The 2066-nt window shown below is 68.2% G+C and carries 3 protein-coding genes; all 3 read left to right on the forward strand.

Annotated elements, in window-relative coordinates:
* Positions 1 to 376, forward strand: a 376-nt coding sequence (locus QZ994_RS19635) for a LysR substrate-binding domain-containing protein (protein ID WP_290877719.1), incomplete at its 5' end; no start/stop codon positions are given.
* Positions 373 to 1302, forward strand: coding sequence for a tRNA glutamyl-Q(34) synthetase GluQRS (gluQRS, locus tag QZ994_RS19640; protein WP_290877722.1), 930 nt, complete (start codon positions 373 to 375; stop codon positions 1300 to 1302). The genes QZ994_RS19635 and gluQRS, both read left to right, overlap by 4 nt.
* A gap of 54 nt (positions 1303 to 1356) precedes the next feature.
* Positions 1357 to 2066: PEP-CTERM sorting domain-containing protein (locus QZ994_RS19645; RefSeq protein WP_290877725.1), on the forward strand; the 710-nt coding region annotated here is incomplete at its 3' end.

A 2066-nucleotide genomic window follows, 5' to 3' on the forward strand; every position in this document is an offset into this window, starting at 1 on the left:
CCTCTCGCCGGCCACCCTGGCCAGCCACCGCATCATTGCCGTGGCCGACACCGCGCGGGGCATCACGCCCATGACCATCGGCATCCTGCCCGGCCAGGACGTGCTCACCCTGCCCTCCATGTCGGCCAAAGTGGAGGCGCAGTTGCGCGGCCTCGGCTGCGGCTTCCTGCCAGAGCCCATGGTGCGCGAGCACATCGCCGCCGGGCGCCTGGTGCACAAGGCCGTGGCCAGCCCCCCGCGCCAGATCCACACGCACTACGCCTGGCGCCAGGGGAGCACCCCGCCCGGCATGGCCCTCACCTGGTGGCTGCACCAGCTGGCCAGCGACGCCACCCGACAGGCCCTGATCGAACGCCACGGGAGCCTGACGCTGTGAGCGCCCGCCCCTACATCGGTCGGTTCGCGCCCTCACCCACGGGGCCCCTGCACGCCGGATCCCTGGTGGCGGCCCTGGCCAGCTGGCTGGACGCCCGCGCCCACGGCGGCCTGTGGCTGGTCCGCATCGAAGACGTGGACACCCCCCGCTGCGTGCCCGGCGCCGATCGCTTCATCCTGCAGCAGCTTGCCACCTGTGGGCTGGTGCCCGACGCACCGCCGGTCTGGCAAAGCCAGCGCGGCCCGCTCTACCAGCAGGCCCTTGATCAGCTGGTGCACCAAGGCCTGGCCTATGGCTGCGCCTGCACCCGCAGCGACATCGCCCAGGCCAATGCCGCCCTGGGTCGCGTCAAACCCAGGCACGGCGATCTGGTCTACCCCGGCACCTGCCGACCGGACCAAGGCGGTCTGCGGGGGCGAGCGCCCCGTGCCTGGCGCCTGGCCGTGCCCACGGGAGAGGCCGGGCGAATCCGCTGGCAGGATCGGCGCCTCGGCGAACAGTGGCAACAGCTTGACGAGGCCGTGGGCGACTTCGTGGTCCGCCGTGCCGACGGCCTGTGGGCCTACCAGCTGGCCGTCGTGGTCGACGACGCGGCACAGGGAGTGACCCATGTCGTGCGCGGGGAAGACCTGGCCGACAACACGCCAAGGCAACGCTACCTGCAGGATTGCCTGGGCGTGCCCGCACCCGTGTACCTGCACACGCCGCTGGTCATGGGGGCCAATGGGGAGAAACTCTCGAAGCAGAACGGAGCCGAAGCGCTGGACCTCGGCGACCCATTGCAAGCCCTGCAAAGGGCGGGCGAGACCCTGGCGATCGCGGCCACGGCGCACACCGTCGGCGCGTGGTTGACCCAGGCGCTTGCCGCATGGCGCAAAGGCGCCCCCCTGAGCTCAGGGATCACAAAATTCCCCGAGCAGGGCTGATCCTGTGACAATGCGTATCAGCGGGGCACAGACCCCAGACACGAGAAAACGACCATGCATTTCCGCACTTCGCTCATTGCCCTGGCCAGCGTTTTTAGCATTGGCAATGCTGTGGCAGGAACCACCACCATTGCCTTCAATGAATCGAGCACTGCCAACAGCGCTGTGCAGTTCAGTGGCAGCCTCACCGCAAGCGGCTTGAACACCGACACCGGCGTGACCCTGACCGGCCTCCTGGACGCCAGCGTCTACAGCCTGAGCTTCTCGGCCTCGCTCGATTACGTCGGCTCCTGGCGCAAGCTGGTTGACTTCCAGGGGCTCAGCGAAGACACCGGCCTCTACCTGCACGATGGCCAACTGGCGATCTACCTGGGCTACCAAGTGTCGCCCTCGCTGGGAGACACGCTCACCGGCACAGACACCGTGCAGAGCAATGAACCAGTGACCGTGTCGCTGACCCGCACAGCCGAGGGCCTGGTCACCGCCTCGCTCAACAACGTGGTTCAGTTCAGCTTCAGCGACCTGTTCAGCAAAGCTGTCTTCATGACCTCCAGCAATGGCCAGACGGTCGTCAACATCCTGCGCGACGACACCGTCACCGTGTCGGAACAAGGGACTGGAACCCTGCACACCATCTCGCTGACATCTGAGGGCAGCCCTGACCTCAACCTCCCGATGGCAGCGGCCGTGCCCGAACCCGAATCCATGGCCCTCGCCGCCGTCGGCCTGGTCACCGCCCTGGGCGTGGCACGCCGTCGCCAGCG

The sequence above is a fragment of the Aquabacterium sp. genome, assembly GCF_021768455.1.
In the GTDB taxonomy this organism is placed as follows: Bacteria; Pseudomonadota; Gammaproteobacteria; order Burkholderiales; family Burkholderiaceae_C; genus Aquabacterium.